Here is a 24,141-nt window from a genome sequence, read left to right as displayed (position 1 = left end):
AACTATGTCAGACCAAACACATTTATTAAAAACCAGAAGGTTTCTACCCTTATTCATAACTCAATTCTTTGGGGCATTTAATGATAATGCATTCAAGAACGCATTTTTGATATGGTTTACTTATGATATTGCGGTAAAGACGGGAACAGATGCAAGCATGATAGTAACGATTGCTGCCGGATTGTTTATCTTGCCATTCTTCCTGTTTTCAGCAACTGCCGGACAACTTGCTGATAAGTACGAAAAATCATGGCTTACTCAGAAGATCAAACAGGTAGAAATCGTTTTAATGGTTCTTTGTGCTATTTGTTTTTATCTGCAAAGCATCAATGGTTTGCTAGTAGTTTTATTTATGATGGGTGTGCAGTCCACCTTCTTCGGGCCGATAAAATACAGCCTGCTGCCAGAGCATCTAAAAGATGATGAACTTATCAGTGGCAATGGACTTATCGAAGGCGGGACATTCCTTTCTATATTGCTTGGCACTATTTTTGGCGGACTTATTATCCGCACTGAATATGGACTGCCTGTTTTGTCGTTATGTGTTATCGGATTTGCGGTAGTCGGCTGGATTGCCAGCAAATCAATCCCTAAAGCACCTATAGGCGATGCTAAATTGAAAGTAAGCTGGAATATTTTAGCCCAAACATGGAAGATAATCGGATTTGCCAAAGAAGAGCGTACTGTTTGGCTATCTATCATCGGGATTTCATGGTTCTGGCTGATCGGTGCGACGTTTCTCACTCAATTTCCTGTTTATACCAAGGAAGTTATCGGTGGCAATGAGCATATTGTCACTTTGTTTCTTACCATATTTTCCATAGGCGTTGGCATCGGTTCAATGCTTTGCAATAAGCTGCTTAAAGGGCAAATTAACGGTAGATTAGTGCCTTATGGTTCGGTTGGGATAACAGTGGCAATTGTATTGTTTGTGGTTGCATCGAATATGTACGTAAAGGATGCTGATATCGGAGTTATACAATTTGTCAATTCTGGATTTGCCGCCTGGTTCATCATTGGTGGACTACTAATGCTCTCCATATTTTCTGGAATCTATATCGTGCCGCTTTACGCCATTATGCAGCATCGCAGTGACGAAAAATATCTGGCACGTATCATTGCCGCTAATAATGTGATGAATGCACTGTTTATGGTGCTGGCAAGTATATTTGCTGTCGTAGTTTTTGCCTTAGGGCTTAACGTAATTCAGCTATTGTTAGCTGTTGGAATTATAAATATCCCGGTATTTTTTATAATAAGGGATATTGTTAAAAGGAGATTGAAAAATGATTAAATCACTACTCAAAGGTTTATTTAAGCTACTTTATAAAGTCGAAGTTAAGGGGCTGGAAAATTATAAAAAAGCTGGTAGCCGCGTACTCATTGTTGCCAATCATACGTCCTTTTTGGATGCGATGCTTATAACCCTATTTCTGCCTGAAAAACCTATGTTTGCAGTAAATACCAATATCGCTAAACGCTGGTATTTCAAGCCATTTCTGGCTTTAGTAAAAGCCTTCCCACTTGACCCAACCAACCCTATGGCAACAAAAGGCATTATAAATGAAATTAAAAAAACCGCAAAATGCGTGATTTTTCCTGAAGGTCGAATCACAGTGACTGGCTCACTAATGAAGGTTTATGAAGGCCCGGGGATGATAGCTGATAAGGCCGGAGCACAGATACTACCCATCCGAATTGATGGTGCGCAGTATAGCCCCTTCTCTAGAATCAAGGGTAAAGTTCGTATCCGCATGTTCCCAAAGATAACCCTCACCATGCTTGAACCACGCCAATTTGAAGTTCCCGAAGAAATAAAAGGACGCACCCGCCGCCATGCTGCCGGGGTAAAACTCTATGACCTTATGAGCCAGATGTTATTTGACAGCTCCGATTATAAAAAAACATTATTTGAATCAGTTATAGATCAGTCGCATATTCATGGCCGCAAACACGTTATCGCTGAAGATGCTATGCGCAAACCAATTAATTATGGCGAACTTATTACCCGCAGTTTCACCCTTGGCGGCAAAATCGCTAAAGATACGGAGCGCGGCGAGTATGTAGGCGTAATGCTGCCAAATATGGTAAGCTCTATCGTGACTTTCTTTGCGCTCCAGGCCACGGGGCGAGTGCCTGCAATGCTGAATTTTTCAACTGGCGCCAAGAACCTTATATCCGCTTGTAAAACGGCAGAAATAAAAACTGTTTATACATCCAAACAATTTGTGACCACGGGTAAGTTAGATGATTTAATAGAAGCCATTACTAAAGAAGGTATAAAAGTTATCTATCTGGAAGATATAGCAAAACAGATAAATTTCCTGAATAAAATTGTGGGACTTATTACAAGTTATCTACCGCAGCTTTTTTATTGTAAAACCAGTCCTGATAACGCAGCGGTTGTGTTGTTTACCTCCGGCTCAGAAGGTGTACCAAAAGGAGTTGTGCTATCACACAAAAATATCCAAGCAAACCGTTACCAGCTTGGTTCCAGGGTGGATTTCGGCCCAACTGACATTGTGTTTAATGCCCTGCCTATATTCCATTCATTTGGCTTAACAGGCGGAACATTATTACCAATATTATCTGGCATAAGAACCTTCTTTTATCCATCGCCGCTGCATTATCGCATAGTGCCTGAGTTAGTTTATGATACCAATTCCACCATAATGTTCGGTACAGATACTTTCCTTTCAGGTTACGCACGTTTTGCCAATGCCTATGATTTCTATTCAATCCGCTATGTATTTGCAGGTGCAGAAAAGCTAAAAGAAGAAACTCGTAAACTCTGGGCAGAAAAATATGGTGTACGTATTTTTGAAGGCTATGGTGCAACTGAAACATCCCCAGCTCTTTCTACTAACACACCAATGCATAACAAGCCTGGAACGGTTGGTCGCCTACTCCCTGGCATTTCCTATAAACTTGAAGAAGTGCCAGGTATTGAAGATGGCGGAAAATTAATAGTATCCGGAGAAAATATAATGAAAGGATATCTGCTTAGCGATAACCCTGGCAAACTTGTTCCGCCCGCAAACGGTGATTATGACACAGGTGACATAGTTTTCTTCGATGATGATGGTTATATAACCATAAAAGGCCGCGCCAAACGTTTTGCTAAAATAGCCGGAGAGATGGTGTCACTCACTGCCGTTGAAACATATCTTGCCAAGCTCTGGCCGGAGAACCAACATGCGGTAGTTACTATATCCGATGCTAAAAAGGGTGAGGCCTTAGTTTTAGTTACGGACAAACAAGATGCCGACCGCTCTTATATATCAAAATACGCCAAGAAAAATGGTATTGGCGAGTTATCAGTTCCAAAGAATATCAAGATTGTTGATAAAGTTCCGTTACTTGGAACGGGTAAGACGGATTATGTGGGGATTAAGAAGTTGGTAGAAAGCAATTAATTTGGATAAGTAGTCTGCCATTCAATATCAAATTCACTTAATACATCCAGATATTCATCCATGGTGATAAGGTCAATGCACGGTGTTGCTCCGGTTTTATCAATTTCGCCATTCGCCAATTTCTTAGCCAGAATGATCGCAGGAACACTTGGAATGCAAAGTCCATCACCATGCCGCGCAACCAGATCAAATTGGATATACTTGTCATTTCCGGATTCATCTTTGCCGGAAAGCAGCATATAAAACCCACTATCATCCTTGCCTATGGAGTCAAATAGGAACGATATCCGCAGTAATAATCTCGACAATGGTTGTATTGAAGGTAGCAACTTGATGCGCACCAACCCCGAAAGGCTAACCAGTATTAGATGTAGTATTTTAAGCTCAAGCCCAGCACGAAACCTAATAGTTTCTAAATCAGGGTAGCGTTTGGGGAATAATTCCAAATCCGGAATATCGCAGTTACCAAGTGGACGTAGATTTAGCTTCCAAAAGCGCCGCCAAGTTAAGTCCATCCAGCCATACACATTCTGCATTTTGCCATCAATCAGTGTGGTGAAGGGCTTGCCAGCATAGCTGAGTACAGCACGTATGGTGGCTAAACCTCTATTTGTTAATTGCGCTGTGGCAATGGCATATTCCACTTTCTCCAGCTTATGGAATTCGCCTTTGTATTTATCAATGATAGATGCGGTAAGGCAGGGAACAGAGCTTGCACCGCTACAAATCAACACACCTTTTTCTTTTGCCTGTGCGTCTAACTCTGTAATGCCTGCTACAAATTCACGTGCATCAGCAAGATCCGCATAATGACAACCTTGCGCTATACAAGCCTCCGCTACATGATAACTTTGATTTTGGTAAGGGCCGCTGGTGTGAATTACGACATGTGGTTTAATTGTGCTGAGCGATTCGGAGAGTATATGGTTAATATCGACTATTGCTGTTTCGGCTTTATGTTTCGCCTCTAAACCTTTCGCAAATGACTGGGCTTTGTCTTCGTTGCGCCCTGCAATAATCAGTTGAATATTATCTTCGCGTGCGAGCATTTTGGCAATGAAGCTGCCAAAATTACCATAGCCGCCAATTATTAAAACCCGTGTTATCATACTTCTTTCACCACTTTGAATTGGCCCTTATATTCATATACCTTCCCAAGCAGAGGATGAATAATCGTTGCACGCATATCGAACGTATCATCATCAATCGGCCATTCATCCGCATCGCCCCGACCAATCAACCATGTAATCGGTAGTGGGATATTGATGTTAGCTACACGCAATGAATATCCTTTGTGCCGTAGCGTTACTTTCTTCCCATCCCAACTATAATAAGAATGCCAGCAAATGCCGTAATTCATACGCTCCATGACTTCATTATCCATCACCTGTGTCATGCGTGAGCGGAAACGAAATAGTTTGTGGTTTTTGAAATGAAACGCACGATTAAAACAGAACGCGGGGCTATCTGGCTGACTCGTAAAATCTACTGTAACAGGGACGTCCGTTTCATTATGCGGAGGAACAGTGCCAAATAGCCAAAAAAAGGGTTTGAGATACCATTTGCACATCACATCTAATGTACCCTCAACCGTTGAAATATCGTCACTATTGGGGCGATTAGCATAATGCTTATGCATCACTGTAGGCAAGTCATTCCAGCTTTCGCCAAAAATGGGTTTGAATATGGGATCAGTTGATAACATCTATGACTCCAGATTATTTATTTTGCCAACGCCTTTTAGTTTTAACGCTATATTGCGCGCGCCCTTCATAAAAGGATAGCTCAGTTTGGCAAGGGTTTTGGATTTATAAAGCGTATTGTTTACGTGGTTGAACCAACCGCTATCCGCACCAAGCGTTGCCATGAGGTGAAGGGCCTCTTCGCCTTGATAAAGCTGGTCATTATATTTGATCACCATCCCTTCATCAAGATTCAGCCCTGCTTGGTTGACTTCCTGCATAACAGGATGGTCTTTCTCTGTTCTTGCATCGATCGTTTTAAGCTCTCCCACAGATTGCCGTACTTTGTATAAGCTCGCTCCCATCTGGCAAATTGGACATTCACCATCATAGACAAAATAAATAACGTTGGTATTGGTGGCCATGTGATCAATCTCTTGCATTTCAGACAGTATTATTTTATATTTAGCTAACAGACTAAATATTGCATGGTTTAGGTATTTAGTCAATAGGCTAATTACAAAAAATTGAGTTTTGTTTTTATGAAAAAGAAATATGTAGTTTTGTCTGTTATAGGTTCATTTATAGTAGGCATAACATTAGTAATCTGTATAGGCGCATTAGGGCAGGAGTTTAACATGGGTTTTAATAAAACATATTTTCCTGACAAATATTATGAGCAATACTGCGGAGGACTAAAATAATGGAAAAAGTTTTTCAGGCATTATCATCCGGAGTTCGTCGCAAGATACTTGCCTACCTGTCAGCATCTAGTATGACGGCCGGTGAGATTGCCGAACGTTTCGATATTAGTAAGCCATCCCTATCAAAGCACCTTAGCATACTTGAAAATGCTGGTCTTATTTCTGGAGAAAAGAAGGGGCAATATATTCATTATAGCCTCGTAAAAGATAATCTGGTGAACACACTGCATGGTTTTGTGCAGGAAATTTGCCCGGTAGGTAGGCCGATCAAAAAAGAAAGTAAGAAAAAAGCGAAAGAGAGGCAGGATAGATAATGGCTATACTAATATACCCAGCACTATTCCTTACATTTCTTGGTATTGTTACTGGAACATGTACGATGGCGTCTGATGATGTATTAGCTGGTGCTGTTATCATTGCATCCCCATTTTATATTGTAATGTTTTTAGCCATGTGCAAAACAAAACAGCACAAGTTAAATTTCTTCTTATCTATCCCTTCTGTTCCCTTTTTACTCTGGCAAGCATATTGGTTTGCAGGTCTTTTTGCCAATACCAATATAAAAGGTAACTCTACATGCACCTGGAAAATGCATAATAATTATGGGGTTATACATTCTATTAGAGAGTACTTTTATGCTCCATATTTTCTTTTAATTACCGCGCTTGTACTAATTAGTATTTATGTACTGTTTCAAAAGTACCGAAACTATAAATATACAAACATTATAACACAGCACTTCATTACCAACTCTATTTTGCTTGTATTTCTTTATATTTCAGCAATTTTCATATTAAAGGTAGGTATGTAATATGACCTACTTCCTGCTCAAATGGATTCATATCATCAGCTCTACAATCTTATTCGGCACAGGCATTGGCAGTGCCTTCTATATGTTTATGGCAAACAGGAGGAAGGATATAGCGGGCATTTATTTTGCCACTCGTCATGTTGTGATTGCAGATTGGATATTCACGACTCCTAGTGTGATTGTCCAACTTCTCACCGGCATCGCGCTTGTACATGTTGTGGGATATGAATTGTTTGAAGGCTGGGTACTGTGGGCGCTCATACTCTACTTTTTCGCTGGCGCTTGTTGGTTGCCTGTAGTCTGGATGCAAATCAAAATGCGTGATATGGCTAAAGAGGCGCTGGATAACGGGGCGGAGTTACCAGCTCGTTACTGGAAAATGGATCGCTGGTGGATTATCCTTGGCTCACTAGCCTTTCCAGCAATTATGGTAGTGTTCTGGCTGATGGTTTATAAGCCTAGTTTTTAGGAGTAAATTTTTGCAGATATTAGATTAGAAAGATCTACTTTGAGCTATTACAGCACCCAATCCATAGTACAAAATTTATTACTCTGGTAGAGGCTATGGTATAGAGCAGCTTGCCAAGAGTTTTTATTATTCTGTTCTCGGGATTTTGCCTCTTCTTTTAGATGAGACCTGACACTTTCTACCCCGCCACTGGAAAACAGCCCCTGTATTCTATGTCTAATACCAGACACTTCACCTGCGGATTGCTGTGAATATCGCGAACCAAGGTCTAGTTTCGTAAATTGGAAATTGATTCTAGGAGCCAAGTCTGGATGAGATTGGTTTAATTCGCTGTCAACAAAATAAATGATTGTAGGTGAGTTGCCTATATCAAAATTTAGAGATGCTTTTAGCCAAGCTATTCCTCTATACTCCTCATAATATGGATGGATATAAGTCGTTTCTAAGCTTGTAGGGACATCTTCTAACTTCAGTTTGTTACAACGATGGCAACTCGGAATTAGATTTAATGGTAGTATAGAAAACTCAGCGAAAACAGACTTGGGAAGAAAGTGGTCCAGCTCTGTTGGTTCTTCATACGAACAGAAACAGCACCGTTTCTGTTTTGCGGAGACTAAAATTTTATCATACGTAGAACGTCCAGGTCCATTGCTCCCAACCATTTGCTGAGTATAAAGTTTCTTTAAATCTTCTGCGGTTATAGGCGTTAAATCCGAAATTCTTATTGGAGATAATTCATTTAGTCCGCTATTGGTTGCTTTATTATCATACAAATTTGCGGATGAACTTAGAGAAGGATGTATGCGCTCCAGATTTTCTTTAAGTGGCGGTCTTTTTCTAGAGATACACAAATTATAGCAATCATCAAAAGTTATCTCGGGCCTAGTCAAACTATGCATTGCTGTCTCCGCTAGTAAGAATTATAGAGCGAGCAATAGCTTTTCCCTCAGAGCCAATTTTACCCCCGAAGGAATTAAGAAGATTATCATAATTTTTGTCAGAATTTAGGTGGTCGCTAATAGTTTTGTGAAAACCGCTATCCATAACCTCTAACTGAAATACTTCGCGCGTGAGCGTCCCTACATTCTCTCCATACGTTTCTATGTCAGGCCTATACAAACTATATTCAGATCTAACTCTATCAATTTTAGTTACACAAGATTGTGGCACCTCTTGGAGTACCACGGGCGAATGAGTTGCCACTATAGCAACGGCATTTCTTTTGATTAATAGATCTGACACGGTTCTAATAAATGAAGATAACAATGGGGGGTGTAAATGGTTCTCAGGCTCGTCAATTAGAACCAGCGTTTTTTCATCTACGAGCTCCACTAATTTGGTAACTGTTAAAAGGATAATTTTATGACCTGAACTTAACTTATCAAAAATACCTGTAATTTTAGCAACATGTTCGGCGTCTAAAGCAGTATTCTCAAGTTCATATTCTTTAAATATCGGATCTGAGCAGAGAATTCTGATTGCATCTATCCAGCGAGACTTTCTCTGACTGTTGAGACATATTTCTACTGATTTGTTAAAGTCTTGCTTCAAGTCACTCGGTGTTCTAAAAGAGCTCCCATCTTCACTTTTTAGACCAATATACTGACAAGGAATACTATCTCTGTCCTGATTGTTCCTTATCGGCTTGAAATGGTCAAATGCACTAAATACTACGGTAACAAGATTCGTGAACCGGTCGCTTTGCCCATTCTGCTCCAAGAAACCTAAGGTGTTCTGAGAAAATACTATTTCTCCATTTTGGCTAATATCAGCAGGTGAAGGATTTTTAGTTATCTGATCTGCTAGGCCAGATAAGATTCTGGTTTTCCCCACTCCATTTCTACCAATTAAGACGTGTATATTAGTTGGAGGAGTGGAGTCGGGTACAACACTTACATCAATAGCTGTGGTTTCGTTTCCATTTAATCGAAATTGAAATTTATATGGAGTTGCAACGGCATGCCCTCTAAGTATATTAGGAAATAGATAATTTACATTTTGGACACTGACATGGCGCAATAAAGAAGTAGAAACTGCATTCTCATCTTGGAACCTTTCAAAAATTTCCTGATCGTAGGCGCAGTCTCTTAGACCTCTTAGAATAGATATTCTAATTAAAGACGGTAAACCCATTAATTCTTCATAATAGCCTTGGCTATGGCCAAGGGAGCAATAGTTTTCAGGCAATTGAATGAAAGGTGATTCTGGTAGTTGGACATAGCCCCCAGTTAATCCTTCATTAGCAATACTGATGCGTCCTAAATCTTTTTGTTCACCATCTTTGGTAATGTAGTATAATGCAAAAGTGGTTTTGAAGCCGAAGTCATCCCAGTTATTTACCCATAAATAGCATGTGTTTGGGGCATTCCCAAGTGAGCCTCGCTCGGCTATCACTATAAAATTTACTGTTTGATTCTCTGCAGATTGAGGCATTGCTTTTTATTCTCTAAATATAATACTTGAAAGGAAGCTTCGGCTCACTATCTAAGGGTGCCGAGGTAAGAACGTCACCTACAGCATTGGCAAATTTGATTGTCACGGGCATACGGTCATTCAAAAGGCAGGAATTAAAGTTAATCTTTGTTAGGCCGAGAATGTCTTGCAAAACTTGATCTAACGGGCATTTGCCTCGCTGTACTTTAATAAAAATCGGGTTTGGGGTTTCTGGTCCCATATATGTATCTAGACGGGGAACATAACCAGCTGTCCAAAGATATGCTTGACGTTCATTGATCTTCAGAGCCATTCCGCGCATAACAGGATATTCACCAGGACGGAATAATTTTAAACCATCTTTTGCATCCGTAATTTGAATGCCAACTAAATTGACGGTATCAGGGCACCCTTCAAAAAATCCAGTCCATTCTTCGTGAGAAAATGCTGCCTGAGCATGAATGAATAACTCTTTCGGAGGTGCTCCATGTGAATCTGTATATTCAGATACTATCGTACTTATTAAAGACTTTGCAGATTTTCTATCAAGGTGGAATTCCTTCTTTTCGGTGTGATACCATGGTCCTAAAGCTCCACGGAATACAATACCTTCACCATTAGAAAGAAACATTTGAGCTGCACAAACAGAATAGCGGCGATCTTGTGCTGAATCATCTTGTTTATAGACAAGGCCAACATAGCAAACACCAGGTCTTACATCTGCTAATTGCCATGGTCGTCCACCTGCTTTGTAATAACAGCCTGTACCCAGCTTCCACGCAATTGTAGCTGCATCTTCCACTGGTCGTAATAGATGACCCGATGATGTTAAAAACGCCTGTGGTTCCAGTGTGGTTTCCCGCACTAGCTGTGTGACAATCTTATCTTTAAGAAGGCGTGCCTTAAGTTGGCGACGAAAATGTGCTGCATATTTGTAAACTTCAGCTTCCACCTCATCTGTTCCAAAAAGAGTGGGCTGTGCTTGCAACATTTTAGCTTTGGCCTGAGTGATATGAACAGCACCCAGTACTCGCTCGCCCCTTGGCACCTGACTTAAAGGACGTCCTAGTTGGTATACATCTTCAGGAATCACCACAAACCAAAAAGATGGTGGATTCTCCATGCGGTTCACTGCGTTTAACATTGGACTAACAAACAGATCCACTGCTTTTTGTACAGCTTCATGTCGATTTCCAATCCGTAATACACGAGATAATTCTTTTGGATCAATATCACCAAGTGCAATCGTTGGCTCTGTTGGCCATTCCGCACCGAAAGCTTCAGTAAAGCCTGGAAATGGCACATGATGCGGCATATTGCTGCGAGAACGAGGTCCTGGTGCTGGAATATCAATAAACCCGTTCATGGATTTGGCCCACGCTTTGAAATGTTTCAACCCGCCGGCTGTAGAGATTACGCCATAACGTATTTGCTTATTGTCATTACTTTCATCCACAGGGCCATAAAGAAATAGCCCATCACGAGGATAAACCAATTTCTGGCCGAATTTGAATTCCAGCAGAGGCTCTTCGAAATAAGAAACTGTCGGGGAAATAGTCATGCTACCACCTCTTCAGCAACATCATCAAAGTTATTATCTGCAAAAGGTTCTTCAATGTAATCTGGATCATCTTGATCTTCTGGGCTGGATTCCTCAATTTCAACAGGCATGCTGACAGGTGAAACAAATATAATTGTTGGAATAAACAAAACAGCACCCTTTTCTTCTCCAAAAGGTATCACTAAAGATTCAGCTCCATCCGTTATCCACCAAAGGAATGAAAGCATCATGTCCCGCCAGCGCGCATTACGCCAAGATTTTGTAAATGACCGTCTGAGGCGGTGCATCTTTTTTGCATCGTCTATAGGAAGAGTGCCATTTTCAGAAAAGACTAAGTTTCCACGTAATTTTATATGAGGCTCCGGCCACATTGTAACTTGAGGGCTAATACCATAATGCCAGTGCATTCTTCTCTTCTCAGAATAGCCCCTAATAACTCTGCGTCCTGGCAATGAGTCTGGCCACCCAAAGCGGATTTGACTATCAGGAACCACACCTTTTTGACCGAACCAAGAAAGCTTCTTATTCGACATTTCATAAGATGAAAGCTGTTTTGCAGCAAGAACCGCATCTAATCCCTGTCGAAGCATATTGCTAACGTGTTTGCGAGCATCCCAAAATTCTATCTGTAGCGATGGCCATCCCTCTTCTAAAAAATCTTCAATTTTAGTGCTTTCCACCAAATTTATAGGCAAATCTGGTCCTAGTATTTCCTGCAAAGATGGATAATCAGCAAAGCTGATAAACCCACGGTTTTTGCCAACCAGAGGAATTGAAGAATTCCTTAGCATGCGATCCCTTAAGCCAATCGAAATCCCCGAATTAAAATCATAAAAATGTACCTCGGTAGGTAGTGATGAAAATTTCAACCAGTTGGAAATGATGTTTTCTTCTATCTGCACAGGTTCTTTTCCATGCGCCAACTGTACTGCGCACCAAGGGTTAGAGCTTTCGGCTTCCAATTTTGGCACATCATATGTGGCTAGAGTTTCTAAAAGTTCTTTAAGGCCTGCTGCCCAGCTTTTCGAGAAATCTATGTGTTGAGCATGTGCAATAAGAAATGGCGCGTCGAAATTCTCAAGTTTCAAAGGAATTATATAGTCAGTGTCTTGAATTTGTTTTGATGTATTGGAGGCAATTTGAATTTCATTGCGGACACCTTGTTTATCAACTCCATGTTGAGTTCCTACCAGCAATACCTTAATGGCACGGTTGCGAAGTGCATCTTCAAGCCTACGTTGCCAATCCTGCCCACCAACCAACTCAAGAACATCAGCCCATACTTCATAACCAGCCGCAGATAACTTGGCGCCCAGCCAAGTGGTGAACACATTGTCCTCTGGGTTTGCGTGACTAATAAATAATACATTACGTTCTGTCATTTGTGTTCTTCTCTTAATAAGCCATCCGCATTACTGATGCTTTTTCTTTCTTGGTCTAAAATCCAGCGACTTATTTCATTCTTTCTAAAACGCCAGCTACCACCCACCTTAAAGCCAGGAATTTCACCTTTAGCGGCCAAGGAATAGGTGGTTTTTTCCTTAATCTTAAGGTATTCGGATACTTCTTTGATGGTTAGAATTTCGTCTTCCATAAAGGAACTTCACTCCTGTAAAATTGCGCCAAAATAGAAAATACAGGAAATATTGGAGTTTTCAAGAATATTTGACGCTCTTTTTGTTGACCTCTTGCCTGCCTGCTTTATTTTAATTCGTGGAACTGCAAGTGCAGTTCCGGGGCTTAGTAACCTCTGGCTTGTAGCGATTGGCATCAATCGTTATTGGTGCGCTTCTCAACATTAGCGTGCCGAAGATGTCGCTTTCCGACTTTATGTCCGGGAGGCGGCAATGTATGTCCAAGCCTCGCGGCTAAAGATTGTCGCGCGTGAACTCTATGAGCCCACGTTACTAACTCCCGGTCGCCAGTTGACTCTGGTGACCGTTTTGTTAAATAACAAAGGGAGTCATATATGAACGAATACAGCTTTTCAGCGGATTTATTGAACAAGTTTTCTCAACTAACACCTTGGGTGCAAGCGTTTATAGGAGTGAGTTTTGCCGGAATGGTTCTGGGTATTTCTTATTTTTTCAAAGAAGCTATAGCCGTTATTATGTCACCATTTTCTAAGGCTGCTAATAATGAAGATAGCAAAGAAAAATCCCAGTGGAAGGATAAATATTATCGCGGCGAATAGCGGTAAAGATAAAATATAAATTACACCATCTTAACCGCACTTGTTACTATGCAAAATATAATTTATTCCACCTATTTCAAATACAGTATTTTATTTTTCTTATTGCATATAATCTTGTATTTGATACAATACCAATGTTGCAGATGAGGTATCTGCAATTGCTTTTTCCTTTTCAGTTCTGCTGAAAAGTTCCCGGGTTGGTCAGGCCAACACTCGCTAGACGAACCGGTTTCTTGATATGCTAGGCGTATCAATCTCAAAGCTTACTTAACCGAACAGCTGTTTTCAGCATACCTTGTGTTGTGTTCAACATAAGTTACGCGAGCAGTTTGTTCTGAAGGCAAGGAGATTTGACAATGCCTATAACAAAACTTGCATCGCATGAGATGCATATTGCTTATATTAATCCAGAAGAACTTAAGCCCTACAAAAACAATGCCCGCACACACTCCGACAAACAGATTCAACAAATTGCGAACAGCCTAAAGCAGTTTGGATTTATGAATCCTGTCCTTATTGATAGTAATAATCGAATTATGGCAGGGCATGGTCGTGTGGAGGCGGCGAAGAAACTTGGCATGAAGGAAGTGCCGGTTATTTCGTCAAGCCATCTCTCAGAAAACCAAATTCGTGCCTATATAATTGCGGATAATAAAATTGCCTCGAATGCAGGCTGGGATAAGAACCTGCTATCAATTGAGCTTAAGGAGCTTTCCATCGAAACTAATTTCGATATTGAGATTACCGGTTTTGAAATGGCAGAAATCGATTTAATAATTGATTCTGACGAGCCACAAGAAGCCGATCCGGCAGATGAGATTCCGGATATTGATAACTCGCCTGCTATTACAAAACTTGGCGATATCTGGCAGCTTGGGCAGCATATTCTAATATGTGGAAATGCCCTAAAGAATGAAACCTATGACAGGCTGCTGGATACAGAGCGTGCTGATATGGTGTTTACCGACCCGCCATATAATGTGCCAATTGATGGGCATGTATGCGGCAATGGTAAAATAAAACATGCAGAATTTGCCATGGCATCCGGTGAGATGACTGACGCAGAGTTTTATAGTTTTCTTGAAGATTTCTGTGACAAAGCAAGTAGTTTCAGTCGGGATGGTTCACTGCATTATATTTGCATGGATTGGAGGCACATTGATGTGCTTATCAGGGCTGGCAAAGAATTCTATGCCGACCTGAAAAACATTTGTGTTTGGAATAAAGATAATGGCGGCATGGGTTCACTTTACCGCTCCAAACATGAATTGGTAGCAGTTTTTAAGCACGGCAAAAAGCCTCATATAAACAATATTGAGCTTGGCAAACATGGCCGCTACCGCACTAATGTTTGGGATTACAAAGGCGTGAATAGCTTTGGTCGAAATCAGTCTGATTTAAAGCTCCATCCAACGGTCAAACCAGTGACTATGATAGCCGATGCCATAAAAGACTGCACAAAACGTGGGCATATCGTGCTTGATCCATTTGCCGGTTCCGGCTCTACGCTTATTGCAGCGGAAAAGACAGGACGTATTGCTCGCTGTATTGAGCTTGATCCTAAATATTGCGATGTGATTGTTCGTCGCTGGCAGAAATTAACCGGAGAGGAAGCATTAAACGATGCATTTGATTCATTTGATGAGGTTGCTAACTCAAAATTGTAGGAGAAAAGCTAATGGCTAAAAAGAATAAAAATGGAAGTAACAAAAATAGCAATAATGGTGTATTCGGCGGTCCTCCTGGCTATAAAAACCCACCTAAAAGTGGTCAGTTTAAACCTGGCCAGTCCGGCAATAAAAAAGGCAGACCGAAGAATAAATCCAAGAGAACTCAAGACATTTATAATGATCTTTTTAACAAAAAAGAGCCAATAGTTGTTAATGGTAACAAGGTTTATCTGACTGGCAAAGAAGTCACCTTAATGCGGCTAAAAGAATTAGCTACCAAAGGTGATAAATTTGCTATCAAGAAGGTTTTGGAGTTATCTGAGTATTTTGGTGAATCTAATCCAGAAATTGAGGTTATTCTGCCATATATACCAAGTCGCGGTGAATTGGCGGAACACTGGAAAGATGAATTAGACGAAGATAGAGAATAGTACAAAATAAGACTCGACTTCGTCTACAAAGGAAGCGTTACTGCGGTTATTAACTTTAGCCAAAGGGCGCTTCCATGCAAAATACATCAATAAAACAGCTAAAGGATAATTGGCGAAAATGCTTTAAAGATGACCCGCCGCCTCGTGCAAGTCAGGATTTTATGCAAGGCCATATCCAGTGGACAAATCAGGCATCAGAATATGGCGGCTTAAAGCGTAAAATAAACACGCAAGTTAAGCGACTAACACAGCAGTTACGTGAAGGCACTGATTTTATGCCGGATAGTAATCTTGTAATAAAGCCCGGCACTCGGCTAATAAGGCAACATAAGGGAGAAAAACATGAGGTGATTACCATCGAAAAAGGCTTCCGATACAAAGACAAAGAATATACCAGCCTGTCAACTATCGCGCGGCATATCACGGGCACCAACTGGAATGGCAAAGTTTTCTTCGGAGTTAAAAAGCGATGAAGAAAATACGATGTGCCATTTATACAAGAAAATCCTCCGAAGAAGGGTTGGAGCAAGAGTTCAACTCTCTTGATGCTCAGCGTGAATCTTGTGCAGCTTATATTATTAGCCAGAAGCATGAAGGCTGGGAGCTATTGCCTGATGAATATAATGACGGCGGTTTTAGTGGTGGCAATATGGATCGTCCCGCACTCAAGCAATTGATGGAGGGTATTGAAGACGGCAAAATTGACATTATTGTTGTCTATAAAGTTGATCGCCTAACGCGCTCATTAACCGATTTTTCTCGGCTGGTTGATGTGATGGATAAAAAGGGCGTATCATTTGTTTCAATAACGCAGCAATTTAATACCACCACTTCCATGGGCAGGCTGACGCTAAACGTGCTACTTAGCTTCGCCCAATTTGAACGCGAGGTAACAGGCGAACGCATCCGCGATAAAATCGCCCTTTCAAAGCAAAAAGGTAAATGGATGGGTGGTGTACCGCCACTTGGATATGATTCTAAAGATCGGAAAATTGTTATTAACAAATCTGAGGCCAAAACAGTCCGGCATATGTTTGATCGTTATTTAGAGCTAAAGTCTGTTCATTTGCTAAAAGCCGAATTTGATGCTGATGGTATCGTAACGAAAAAGCGTATTTTTAAAAATGGTAAAACATCCGGTGGTCTATCATTTTGCCGCACGAACCTTAATAGGCTTTTACAAAATCGTATCTATATCGGTGAGATTGTCCATAAAGATAAAAGCTATCCTGGTGAGCACGAGGCCATCATTCCAATTGATGTTTTTGAAAAAGTGCAGGCAGTTATTGCAAGCAACCGCCGGAAAGAGTTTGGTAAAACAGGCACAAAATCTCCGTGCCTATTAACAGGTCTACTATTTGATGATAGGGGCAACCACATGAGCCCTAAACATAGCCGCACTCGAAAGCTGCATTATCGATATTATACTTCACAGGCAATTATTCAGGGCTACTCACACAAGGCAGGAAGTCTGCCGAATATCCCGGCGTATGAAATAGAACAATTAGTAAAATCAGAAATACTGGCCTTCTTGAAACATGGCGAGGCTTTGCAATATCATCTTCAATCCGAAGAGCTAACGCAGCAAAAGAAGCTGATGCATACAGCTCAACATTTAAAATTTGATGATATAGACAAAGAGCGAGCTTTTATCCGCTCAGTTGTTCACAGAATAGAATTGTCCGATAGTAAGGTGCAGATATATTTATGTGCTGACAGATTGATTCAAGCCTTGCAAGGAAATATGGCTGAAGGAAAAGCTGAAAAACCTGAAAGACAAATACACCTGACCCGTGAGATTAAACTCGCCGCAACCAATAACGGCAGCAAAGTCATTATCGGCGATGTTGCATCCAATAAAAACATGCAGCTTATCAAAGCTATCGCCCGCAGCTTTTTATGGAATGAGCAATTAATATCAGGTGAGAAAGTAACAATTACAGAAATAGCTGAAGAAAATAATATCAACTCAGCCACTTATGTAAGCCGTGTTATGCGCCTGTGCTTCCTTGCACCAGATATCATTGAGATGATTATTGAAGGCTCGCATCCCGTCCAGTGGACTGTCGAAAAACTATTCGCAGTCAGAACATATGATTGGCAGGAACAGCGCCAGATTCTTGGATTAATCTAATCCCAATCATAATATTGTTACATCAGCACAAAACCTCAAACGCACCACGAAACTTCGCATATGAGACTTTAGGCATTTCTAACGGATAATCCCTCTCATTCTCCGCTCTCACGGTGAGGTTGCAAGAAGTAATATATCCGCAAATCCCCGGAAGTGCGGGGCATTTGCTGGTAGACTATTAATTATAATGGAAACATAAAAATCAATGGCGGTGTAAGTCACCCCTTTACCGAACCTCTCTCGCCCTCTACAGCCCTTACTCTGCCTCACATTCAATGTGCACTAAAAAGTTCGCAGTTTGTTGGGTGTGTACACAAGTGGGCTAGTTTGATAACTTTTTGCAAGCTATGTGAATCCTTCTTTGGGATTCGAATCCGCAATATTTTTCTATCCATCAAGTTTTTGTAAACCAAGCTTTATACAGTTTTCAATAATGCCATTATCATCCTTACCAGAATCATAGCAACTCTGCACGTAGGGTTCAGGAAGATGTGCAATTATATTGTGATCATCGAAGGATACTTTTACTTCTCCGCCGATTGCAGACGATATTATTTTCATTGCAGCTTTATGGCGTGTAGTGTTGTTATCTCCAGCCCATCGGTCAACGATTTCACTAATCCCACTTTTAAAAAACGACGTACTAATAGGTTTTTCATTAACTGGCATTATTTTTCCTAAAATTTAGAAACCCGATTATACCTACAAATCCATATCTATCAATCCTGGAAAAAGCCGCAAGTCAATCAAATAGCTAACACATTGAAATATAACCGTAACCACCTCCATTCAACTTGATGTTCTCCAACACCTATGGCTTCATTGGATGTGTAGGTATAACGCAACAATGGAGGCTAATATGTTACATCAAATACAAATGCCGGAGATACCGGATTATGTTGCTAATAACATGAAGAAAATTGAGGAAACGGGGATGGGCGACCTCGATTTAAGAGAAATTGGAAGATTACTTATTGATTGGGATGATAAATATGGAGAGGCGCAGGGTTACAAGAATTGCAGGGAAACCGTGGAATGGTTATCCGAAAATCATGAGTATTTTGAACAAATAAAAGGCTTATTTTTGACAAATTAGTAGATGCCATCATCACATGATTTTAGATTGGATGAATACGCTATTTTCTAATATGATGTGTGCTTATAATAAATTTTTGGATTATTTTATATGAGCCATCGAACTACTCTAGATAAATTGGCCAAGGAATGGCAGCTTGAATTGGAATCTGAACCTGTCGAGACAGCAACAGGACTGATTGTATTTGCCAAATATAAGAACCAACCTGCAGTGCTTAAAATTGCATCTGATACCGAAGAAGAACGTACAACATCTGTTTTGCAACATTATAATGGGTATGGTGCGGTTCAGGTGTTAAAAACCGAAGACAATGCCACGTTAATGACTCGTGCTACACCCGGAAAACATTTGAAGGAATTGACGCTAAACAACGAAGATAAAAAGGCAACTCACATATTATGTGACGTGATAGAAAAACTTCATCGTAACAGCGATTATGAAGGCGACTATCGAACTATCACAAATTGGGCCGAAGGATTTGATAGCTGTATGGCATCAGGTGACCAGCAAATTCCAGTAACATTAGTTGAAGAAGCCAAGGAGGTATTTGCTGATTTAGTTTCATCACAGGAAAAACCCATTTTACTGCATGGAGATCTGCATCATGACAATATTCTCTACGATGCAGACCATGGTTGGTTGGCTATTGATCCGAAAGGCATCGTAGGTGAGCCGTGCTATGAGGTAGGTGCATTTTTGCGTAATCCGATAGATAGGTCGGATATTTATGCATCGCCTAATATTATCCGGCAGCGTGTTGATATCATTTGTGAGCGTTTGGGGTATGATAAAAAAAGAGTTATCGGCTGGGCTTTTGCACAAAGCGTACTTGCCGGAATATGGTCGGTAGAATCAGGCAATAACTCTGATTGGGCGATTATTGCTGCGGAAGGTTTTAAGAAGGTAATAGAATTATGAACATTATCTTTGCCAAATTACAAGAACAGCATTTCCTTTTATTACTAAAATGGCTGGAATCACCGCATGTGAAGCAGTGGTGGGATCAGGATATTCAATATACAAAAGAGCTAATCGAAAAGAAATATAGACCCTATACGCAAGGCTTTAAAATTCTTAGTGATATCAAAAAACCTATGCATGCTTTCATTGTTGAGGTTGATAACCAGCCAGTTGGCTATATCCAATATTACGATAAATATGATTTTCCGCATGAGCAGGGTTATAGCGTAGAAGGATTACCTAAATCCCTTGCTGCGATTGATTTTTATATCGGTGAAGAAAGTTATCTTGGTCATGGAATTGGCACTGAAATTCTGCGGTGTTTTCTAAAAGAGCATGTTCTTGTAGAATTTGATGCCTGTTTCGTTGACCCTGATACTGCCAATAAAGGTGCTATTCGTGCCTATGAAAAAACTGGTTTTACAGTGGTTAATAAAATTTCAGAGTTAGCAGCTACTTGGATGATTTGTAATAAGGATACTTATTAATGCTTAAAACTGAAAGACTGATATTAAGAAATTGGAAAGAGGAAGATTTGGAGCCGTTTGCAGCTTTAAATGCATGTGAGTATGTTTGTGAATTCTTGCCAAAAATCCTCAGCAAAGAAGAATCTAATTCTTTGGCCAAAAAGATTATAACTCATTTTGAGCAACATGGTTTTGGGTTATTTGCTGTTGAACGCAAAGATACCGGAGAATTTATTGGCTTTGCTGGCTTGAGCATCCCTGGCTTTGATGCACATTTTACGCCTGCTACCGAGATTGGTTGGCGACTGGCCTATGAACACTGGGGTTTTGGTTTTGCTACGGAGGCGGCTATAGTTGTCCGTGATTCTGCTTTTGATGAATTAGATTTAAAAGAACTCGTTTCATTCACAACTAAAAATAATAAAGCTTCACGTAGGGTGATGGAAAAAATTGGTATGACACATGATGAAGCTGATGATTTCGACCACCCTAATTTGAAAGACGGACACCCTCTAAAACCACATGTTTTGTATAGGGAAAGCCGTAAATAGCTACACTATATATCCCGGGAACCACCGGGAGTTAGGTTGTTTTTGTTAGTCCTCGCGCTTTTATCAACCCAACTACTTTTTTCTTCTAGATCTTTACTTTCTCTATGTAATGGTGGCTTTGCAGTAATCTCTGCACCCAATGCTTTTGCCTCCCTCAAAACCTCAGGAGATAAATCAGCCATGGTGGCCAAATCAAGGGCATCAAGTTGTTGGATTTTATTTAAGTCTATTACAGAAATATCACCAATATTTCTGCCGGATGTTTTAAGTTGTTCAGTAAAATAATCTAGGCAATTCAAATATTGAGGATCTTTATCAGATACAACAAATTTTATTGAATTGGTGTTATCAAAAACACCTGCGCTTTGAATGCCCTGAAGATATATTTCTGGACTTCCCATAGAGCAACTTTGTTCATCCAGGTTAACAACCAAATCTTGTCCAGAAAAGTCAACTGAACTGCTTGCTTTTAGTTTCCATAAATCTTTCAAACTATATTCAATAGATGAAGAGTTCTCAGAAATAGGCGTAATACCACTTTTATTTCGCATTCTTTTTTGAGAAGGAATAGTGTCCTCTAACCCTCCAATTATTCTATCTCCTAAATCCAATTGAATTCCTTCGGAAGTTCTAGTAATGCTAGCTCGCTGGCCATTGAGTAAGGGAACAAATTGATCATACTTATCTCGATCAAAGTGACCGAAAGTATGTTCTTCAGGAAGAATAAAGAAGGGGATATCATATTCTTGAGCTTTTTGTTTAATCTGAGCAATTTTTTTATTGCGCTCTTCTCCTGGTACCACACCAAAAACAATTGCTTTGACGTTACTAAGTTTTCCTGTATCTGCTAATAGATCAATATTATCAATAAATTTTGAGTCCACTTGTCCCATAAGTTCTGGCATGAGTATAGTGTCACTAGGAAAATCAATTTCCCAACTTGTTCCTAAACTATTTGCAATAATAGATGTAGAGCCAGCCCAGATTTCGCCACCTAATGAATGCCCTGAATCAGCTACATGTTTCGATTCTATTTGAAATCCAGAGCTTTTTTCTCTAACAAATCTATTTATTTGTTCAAATGTAGGCTCAAGCATTGCTCCCCATGTTGAATCAATCCCTTTAAAACCATGACTTTCATCCATCAATTTATTGCTACTTATGCCACTGGTGCATACTCTCATTCTTTCTGCAAATTTTTTGTGATCAGGTTCTGGATAACCAGGATCAAGTGGATGGCCCAATCCAACCGTTGGTGCGTACATTGAAGGAAATCCGTGTTTTTTCATCGATATTTGAATATTTCCTATATCACTATAACCTACAATCAATGGCTTTTTTGCATCTTCAAGTCCTTTTTCTGCACCTGCACCATAATTTAGCTGAAGGCCCGTTAATGGGTCAACGGCATGTTGCTTAAGGAACGTTGTTGGATTACTTGCATATTCATCTAAAAGCTGTGCTACGTTTGTAGCATACGCTCCACCATCCATCGCCCACATCACATCAGGTTTATCCTCATGAACCATTCTTATAAATTCTGCTGCGGCTGAATATGGTGACTGGGGAACAAAACCTAATTTTTCACTTTGTGTTGGTGGAACCATAGGGTACTTTTCTAAACCTACCACCTCATAGCCGCGTGATTGTAATGTTGCTGATGCAACCTTTCTTGTATAATCCGACTTTGCTCCATTATACTTTTCACCCTTCATTTCAACATCGCATGCCCAATTACTTGAAGGCGTTATAATTCCTATTTTTATTGGCTTTTCTGAACCACTCTTATGCTCGTTCATAAATATTACCTTACTATATATCCCTAGCACCGCCAGGAGTTAGATTGTTTTTGTTAGTCCTCGCGCTCTTATCAACCCAGGAGTTTTTTTCTTCCATATCTTTGCTTTCTCCATGTAATGGAGGCTTAGCTGTGATTTCTGCACCTAATGCTTTTGCCTCCCTCAAAACTTCAGGTGATAAATCGGCCATTGTTGCAAGGTCTAGGGCATCCAGTTGTTTAACTTGTTTCTTTTCTTTTTCTTCTTTAATTATTGCATTTAGCTCAGCTATTGTTCCATCTCTGGACATCTCACCGGCAACATCTCTTAAAACATCAGGAGATGGCTGAAGCCCTTTGCCTCTAACACGCTCCAACAATGCCTCAGCAACATCTGGTCTGCTATGTCTTTCATTATTTCCTACTTCACCAACATATGTTGCTGTGCTTATAACTGTATAACCGTTGCCATTATTATCAGGAGCTCTATGCCACATTTCCGTTCTAGCACAAATAACAGAGCCATTTTTACCAATCCTGCCATCAACCTTAACGCCTCCAATACCATATCCGTAAAAACTTTGGTCATCACCAAGTTGCTCTTGTGTCATTTTTGCTATGTGTTCAGAATTGCCTATATTATGCATTAGTTTTGCCTGTTGATCCGGTGGCATAATTAGACCTCCAGATGCATAATAGCTAACATTATCTTTTTCTAACAGTTCATCACCAATAACCATGAAAGTAGGGTTTAATTTTCTCGTATTAAATTCTTTGATCCCATCAGAATTACCAATTTCTTGTAACGTACCATTCTTATCAGGAAATGCAGCAGTCAAACCCATAGGCTTAAAAACATTGTCATGAAGCAATTCATACATTTCTTTGCCAGTAGCTTTTTCAACTATAGCGCCCAATAGTTCAAAACCGGCGTTGGAATATTGCGGCTCTCCTAAAGTTCCCTCAATGCCTTCTAGCATTTTATAGTGTCCATAACTACCATTGGTTCTTTTTTCAACTAAATCTTCATATGATCCAATATCACCCAAACCAGTTTGATGACATAGCAAATCACCCAGAGTATGATTACCTAATTTTTTAAGTTCCTTGGCTTTACCATTAAAACTTGGCATTAAACCAACGAGCTCTTCAGGTGAAAAATATTCGTGTATTTTTCGATTTATAACAATTGAAGGAAGACCAACTTCTTTACTCTCTTTACTCTCTTTACTCTCCAACTCATGTACTAAATATGATGTTATAGTTTTGGCAATGCTTCCTGTTTTATGAAATGGCTGTTCTATTGCAGGTTCAACATTTATTCCATTTTGAAGGTTTTGGGTAATGTTCCCCTTTTCATCTAAAACAACCGTGCCGGAGGTTACTGGACCTGAGTAATCCCCAAGAATTCTACCTGGTTCGTCTTCTAATGTTTCAGGACTAACTATACCTCCTGTTACTAACTCTTCAAAAATATTAACCATATATTTTTCTCCTCAGTGGTTATTGACATATTAATTCTAACAAAAGAGCTGATCTGTGTTTTTGTTGTACTACCAGCTTTATGGAAAGGAAAATAGGCTACTTCTTTTGATTCAATTTCGTGCCCATCTTTAAATTGTTGTATGATATTACCGTTTTTATCGACAACAACAAGGTGAGCATTTAAAGCCCCTTTATAACTTCCAAGAACTTCATTTGCTTCACTTTCTAGGAAGTGCGTATCATCGGGGATTTTCTTGTTTTCTACTAAATGCCTAAACAGCTCTTTTGTCATAAATTAAT

Annotated in this window: 25 protein-coding genes and 1 pseudogene; 14 read left to right on the top strand and 12 right to left on the bottom strand. The window is 40.1% G+C overall.

What is annotated here, in order from left to right; translation table 11 throughout:
- Positions 1–4 precede the first annotated feature (4 nt).
- Positions 5–3,416 (top strand): annotated as a pseudogene (locus O2942_09580) (acyl-[ACP]--phospholipid O-acyltransferase).
- Here the strand turns inward: O2942_09580 and O2942_09575 are convergent.
- The 3 genes from O2942_09575 to O2942_09565 are packed head-to-tail and all read right to left on the bottom strand — an operon-like array spanning position 3,413 to position 5,541.
- Entirely contained in the window at positions 3,413–4,525 is a 1,113-nt protein-coding gene (locus O2942_09575) for a saccharopine dehydrogenase NADP-binding domain-containing protein (GenBank protein ID MDA0782498.1), read from the bottom strand. The pseudogene O2942_09580 and the gene O2942_09575 overlap by 4 nt on opposite strands.
- Positions 4,522–5,121, bottom strand: a complete 600-nt coding sequence (locus O2942_09570; protein ID MDA0782497.1) for a DUF4166 domain-containing protein — start codon at positions 5,119–5,121, stop codon at positions 4,522–4,524. Before O2942_09570 ends, O2942_09575 begins: the two co-directional genes overlap by 4 nt.
- Positions 5,122–5,541 carry a DCC1-like thiol-disulfide oxidoreductase family protein gene (locus O2942_09565; GenBank protein ID MDA0782496.1) on the bottom strand — a complete coding sequence of 140 codons (420 nt, stop codon included), beginning with the start codon at positions 5,539–5,541 and terminating at the stop codon, positions 5,122–5,124.
- 99 nt (positions 5,542–5,640) lie between these two features.
- Here O2942_09565 and O2942_09560 point away from each other — a divergent pair, with 99 nt between their 5' ends.
- The 4 genes from O2942_09560 to O2942_09545 are packed head-to-tail and all read left to right on the top strand — an operon-like array spanning position 5,641 to position 7,082.
- The gene (locus O2942_09560) at positions 5,641–5,802 is read left to right on the top strand and encodes a hypothetical protein (GenBank protein MDA0782495.1); all 162 of its coding nucleotides are present in this window, start codon (positions 5,641–5,643) and stop codon (positions 5,800–5,802) included.
- A complete protein-coding gene (locus O2942_09555; protein MDA0782494.1) occupies positions 5,802–6,116 on the top strand; it encodes a metalloregulator ArsR/SmtB family transcription factor in 315 nt (104 codons plus the stop codon). The genes O2942_09560 and O2942_09555 overlap by 1 nt, the downstream gene beginning before the upstream one ends.
- Positions 6,116–6,613, top strand: a complete 498-nt coding sequence (locus O2942_09550; protein ID MDA0782493.1) for a hypothetical protein — start codon at positions 6,116–6,118, stop codon at positions 6,611–6,613. Before O2942_09555 ends, O2942_09550 begins: the two co-directional genes overlap by 1 nt.
- A gap of 1 nt (position 6,614) precedes the next feature.
- Complete coding sequence (locus O2942_09545; GenBank protein ID MDA0782492.1) at positions 6,615–7,082, top strand: DUF2269 domain-containing protein; 468 nt, start codon at positions 6,615–6,617, stop codon at positions 7,080–7,082.
- Positions 7,083–7,129: 47 nt separating this feature from the next.
- Here the strand turns inward: O2942_09545 and O2942_09540 are convergent, their stop codons facing one another.
- From O2942_09540 to O2942_09520, 5 genes are read right to left on the bottom strand one after another with little or no spacing between them, the layout of a single operon-like run.
- Entirely contained in the window at positions 7,130–7,981 is an 852-nt protein-coding gene (locus O2942_09540; protein MDA0782491.1) for a hypothetical protein, read from the bottom strand.
- Entirely contained in the window at positions 7,974–9,515 is a 1,542-nt protein-coding gene (locus tag O2942_09535; GenBank protein ID MDA0782490.1) for an AAA family ATPase, read from the bottom strand. Before O2942_09535 ends, O2942_09540 begins: the two co-directional genes overlap by 8 nt.
- A 13-nt stretch (positions 9,516–9,528) precedes the next feature.
- Complete coding sequence (locus O2942_09530; GenBank protein MDA0782489.1) at positions 9,529–11,076, bottom strand: hypothetical protein; 1,548 nt, start codon at positions 11,074–11,076, stop codon at positions 9,529–9,531.
- Positions 11,073–12,458 (bottom strand): toll/interleukin-1 receptor domain-containing protein, encoded by a 1,386-nt coding sequence (locus tag O2942_09525; GenBank protein ID MDA0782488.1) that lies wholly within the window; start codon positions 12,456–12,458, stop codon positions 11,073–11,075. The genes O2942_09530 and O2942_09525 overlap by 4 nt, the downstream gene beginning before the upstream one ends.
- Complete coding sequence (locus O2942_09520) at positions 12,455–12,670, bottom strand: helix-turn-helix domain-containing protein (GenBank protein MDA0782487.1); 216 nt, start codon at positions 12,668–12,670, stop codon at positions 12,455–12,457. Before O2942_09520 ends, O2942_09525 begins: the two co-directional genes overlap by 4 nt.
- Positions 12,671–13,045: 375 nt before the next feature.
- Between O2942_09520 and O2942_09515 the strand changes: the two genes are divergently transcribed.
- The 5 genes from O2942_09515 (at position 13,046) to O2942_09495 (ending at position 17,505) form a co-directional block, all read left to right on the top strand.
- A complete protein-coding gene (locus tag O2942_09515; protein ID MDA0782486.1) occupies positions 13,046–13,270 on the top strand; it encodes a hypothetical protein in 225 nt (74 codons plus the stop codon).
- 356 nt (positions 13,271–13,626) lie between these two features.
- Entirely contained in the window at positions 13,627–14,937 is a 1,311-nt protein-coding gene (locus O2942_09510) for a site-specific DNA-methyltransferase (protein MDA0782485.1), read from the top strand.
- An 11-nt stretch (positions 14,938–14,948) separates the two neighbouring features.
- Complete coding sequence (locus tag O2942_09505; protein MDA0782484.1) at positions 14,949–15,371, top strand: DUF5681 domain-containing protein; 423 nt, start codon at positions 14,949–14,951, stop codon at positions 15,369–15,371.
- 74 nt (positions 15,372–15,445) lie between these two features.
- Positions 15,446–15,844, top strand: coding sequence for a DUF2924 domain-containing protein (locus O2942_09500; GenBank protein ID MDA0782483.1), 399 nt, complete (start codon positions 15,446–15,448; stop codon positions 15,842–15,844).
- Complete coding sequence (locus tag O2942_09495) at positions 15,841–17,505, top strand: recombinase family protein (GenBank protein MDA0782482.1); 1,665 nt, start codon at positions 15,841–15,843, stop codon at positions 17,503–17,505. Before O2942_09500 ends, O2942_09495 begins: the two co-directional genes overlap by 4 nt.
- A gap of 387 nt (positions 17,506–17,892) precedes the next feature.
- On the opposite strand, the gene O2942_09490 is transcribed toward O2942_09495, so the two are convergent.
- The gene (locus O2942_09490; GenBank protein ID MDA0782481.1) at positions 17,893–18,174 is read right to left on the bottom strand and encodes a hypothetical protein; all 282 of its coding nucleotides are present in this window, start codon (positions 18,172–18,174) and stop codon (positions 17,893–17,895) included.
- Positions 18,175–18,352: 178 nt separating this feature from the next.
- Between O2942_09490 and O2942_09485 the strand changes: the two genes are divergently transcribed.
- The 4 genes from O2942_09485 (at position 18,353) to O2942_09470 (ending at position 20,579) form a co-directional block, all read left to right on the top strand.
- Positions 18,353–18,601 (top strand): hypothetical protein, encoded by a 249-nt coding sequence (locus tag O2942_09485; protein ID MDA0782480.1) that lies wholly within the window; start codon positions 18,353–18,355, stop codon positions 18,599–18,601.
- 90 nt (positions 18,602–18,691) lie between these two features.
- Complete coding sequence (locus tag O2942_09480) at positions 18,692–19,519, top strand: phosphotransferase (GenBank protein ID MDA0782479.1); 828 nt, start codon at positions 18,692–18,694, stop codon at positions 19,517–19,519.
- Positions 19,516–20,049 (top strand): GNAT family N-acetyltransferase, encoded by a 534-nt coding sequence (locus tag O2942_09475; GenBank protein ID MDA0782478.1) that lies wholly within the window; start codon positions 19,516–19,518, stop codon positions 20,047–20,049. The genes O2942_09480 and O2942_09475 overlap by 4 nt, the downstream gene beginning before the upstream one ends.
- Positions 20,049–20,579, top strand: a complete 531-nt coding sequence (locus O2942_09470; protein MDA0782477.1) for a GNAT family N-acetyltransferase — start codon at positions 20,049–20,051, stop codon at positions 20,577–20,579. Before O2942_09475 ends, O2942_09470 begins: the two co-directional genes overlap by 1 nt.
- A gap of 5 nt (positions 20,580–20,584) precedes the next feature.
- Here the strand turns inward: O2942_09470 and O2942_09465 are convergent, their stop codons facing one another.
- The 3 genes from O2942_09465 to O2942_09455 are packed head-to-tail and all read right to left on the bottom strand — an operon-like array spanning position 20,585 to position 24,133.
- Positions 20,585–22,378, bottom strand: coding sequence for an LD-carboxypeptidase (locus O2942_09465; protein MDA0782476.1), 1,794 nt, complete (start codon positions 22,376–22,378; stop codon positions 20,585–20,587).
- A 13-nt stretch (positions 22,379–22,391) separates the two neighbouring features.
- Complete coding sequence (locus O2942_09460) at positions 22,392–23,840, bottom strand: serine hydrolase (GenBank protein MDA0782475.1); 1,449 nt, start codon at positions 23,838–23,840, stop codon at positions 22,392–22,394.
- The gene (locus tag O2942_09455) at positions 23,816–24,133 is read right to left on the bottom strand and encodes a hypothetical protein (GenBank protein ID MDA0782474.1); all 318 of its coding nucleotides are present in this window, start codon (positions 24,131–24,133) and stop codon (positions 23,816–23,818) included. Before O2942_09455 ends, O2942_09460 begins: the two co-directional genes overlap by 25 nt.
- Between the last annotated feature and the right edge of the window lie 8 nt (positions 24,134–24,141).

It is taken from the genome of Pseudomonadota bacterium, assembly GCA_027620075.1.
Taxonomy (GTDB): Bacteria; Pseudomonadota; Alphaproteobacteria; order Rickettsiales; family UBA6187; genus 1-14-0-20-39-49.
Note: the sequence above shows the minus strand (reverse complement) of the source record. Positions and strands in the feature narration are given on the sequence as shown.

Coding starts and splice junctions, on each gene's coding strand:
- O2942_09475 (MDA0782478.1), top strand. CDS start 19,516: ATGAACATTATCTTTGCCAAATTACAAGAACAGCATTTCCTTTTATTA.
- O2942_09485 (MDA0782480.1), top strand. CDS start 18,353: ATGGAGGCTAATATGTTACATCAAATACAAATGCCGGAGATACCGGAT.
- O2942_09500 (MDA0782483.1), top strand. CDS start 15,446: ATGCAAAATACATCAATAAAACAGCTAAAGGATAATTGGCGAAAATGC.
- O2942_09560 (MDA0782495.1), top strand. CDS start 5,641: ATGAAAAAGAAATATGTAGTTTTGTCTGTTATAGGTTCATTTATAGTA.
- O2942_09495 (MDA0782482.1), top strand. CDS start 15,841: ATGAAGAAAATACGATGTGCCATTTATACAAGAAAATCCTCCGAAGAA.
- O2942_09505 (MDA0782484.1), top strand. CDS start 14,949: ATGGCTAAAAAGAATAAAAATGGAAGTAACAAAAATAGCAATAATGGT.
- O2942_09465 (MDA0782476.1), bottom strand. CDS start 22,378: ATGAACGAGCATAAGAGTGGTTCAGAAAAGCCAATAAAAATAGGAATT.
- O2942_09555 (MDA0782494.1), top strand. CDS start 5,802: ATGGAAAAAGTTTTTCAGGCATTATCATCCGGAGTTCGTCGCAAGATA.
- O2942_09460 (MDA0782475.1), bottom strand. CDS start 23,840: ATGGTTAATATTTTTGAAGAGTTAGTAACAGGAGGTATAGTTAGTCCT.
- O2942_09530 (MDA0782489.1), bottom strand. CDS start 11,076: ATGACTATTTCCCCGACAGTTTCTTATTTCGAAGAGCCTCTGCTGGAA.
- O2942_09535 (MDA0782490.1), bottom strand. CDS start 9,515: ATGCCTCAATCTGCAGAGAATCAAACAGTAAATTTTATAGTGATAGCC.
- O2942_09550 (MDA0782493.1), top strand. CDS start 6,116: ATGGCTATACTAATATACCCAGCACTATTCCTTACATTTCTTGGTATT.
- O2942_09570 (MDA0782497.1), bottom strand. CDS start 5,121: ATGTTATCAACTGATCCCATATTCAAACCCATTTTTGGCGAAAGCTGG.
- O2942_09515 (MDA0782486.1), top strand. CDS start 13,046: ATGAACGAATACAGCTTTTCAGCGGATTTATTGAACAAGTTTTCTCAA.
- O2942_09540 (MDA0782491.1), bottom strand. CDS start 7,981: ATGCATAGTTTGACTAGGCCCGAGATAACTTTTGATGATTGCTATAAT.
- O2942_09525 (MDA0782488.1), bottom strand. CDS start 12,458: ATGACAGAACGTAATGTATTATTTATTAGTCACGCAAACCCAGAGGAC.
- O2942_09490 (MDA0782481.1), bottom strand. CDS start 18,174: ATGCCAGTTAATGAAAAACCTATTAGTACGTCGTTTTTTAAAAGTGGG.
- O2942_09575 (MDA0782498.1), bottom strand. CDS start 4,525: ATGATAACACGGGTTTTAATAATTGGCGGCTATGGTAATTTTGGCAGC.
- O2942_09510 (MDA0782485.1), top strand. CDS start 13,627: ATGCCTATAACAAAACTTGCATCGCATGAGATGCATATTGCTTATATT.
- O2942_09520 (MDA0782487.1), bottom strand. CDS start 12,670: ATGGAAGACGAAATTCTAACCATCAAAGAAGTATCCGAATACCTTAAG.
- O2942_09470 (MDA0782477.1), top strand. CDS start 20,049: ATGCTTAAAACTGAAAGACTGATATTAAGAAATTGGAAAGAGGAAGAT.
- O2942_09455 (MDA0782474.1), bottom strand. CDS start 24,133: ATGACAAAAGAGCTGTTTAGGCATTTAGTAGAAAACAAGAAAATCCCC.
- O2942_09565 (MDA0782496.1), bottom strand. CDS start 5,541: ATGCAAGAGATTGATCACATGGCCACCAATACCAACGTTATTTATTTT.
- O2942_09545 (MDA0782492.1), top strand. CDS start 6,615: ATGACCTACTTCCTGCTCAAATGGATTCATATCATCAGCTCTACAATC.
- O2942_09480 (MDA0782479.1), top strand. CDS start 18,692: ATGAGCCATCGAACTACTCTAGATAAATTGGCCAAGGAATGGCAGCTT.